We start from the raw sequence: 319 nt of genomic DNA, 5'->3' as shown, positions 1-319 counted from the left end.
GTGCGCGTGACGACTTCGACCTCGCGTCCTCGCACGTCATACGCACAGAGCGCGCGTCTCGCACGTCCCCACAAGCTGTCGTCAACATGTTTACGCGCTGGTATACCGACCTCGGACTGGCAGGTTGCTCGTCACACTCGGGACGTCGCACCTTCATCACGAACGCCGCGAAGAAGATCAGCACCGTGGGAGGCTCGCTCCGCGACGTCCAAGCGCTCGCGGGACACTCATCCCTCACCGTCACGCAGCGCTACATCGAAGCCGAGGGCGAAGCACAGCGGAAGATCGTCGACCTCATGTGACGCGTGCGTGCAGCACG

General features: G+C 63.6%; 1 protein-coding gene. It reads left to right on the top strand.

All coding sequences use genetic code 11. From position 1 onward, the window contains the following. Positions 1-302: tyrosine-type recombinase/integrase (locus AB6A65_RS16865; RefSeq protein ID WP_371039530.1), on the top strand; the 302-nt coding region annotated here is incomplete at its 5' end. Positions 303-319: the final 17 nt, after the last annotated feature.

Source organism: Rhodosalinus sp. FB01, assembly GCF_041365715.1.
Lineage (GTDB): Bacteria > Pseudomonadota > Alphaproteobacteria > Rhodobacterales > Rhodobacteraceae > Rhodosalinus.
This window is presented reverse-complemented; position numbering and strand designations above follow the sequence as displayed.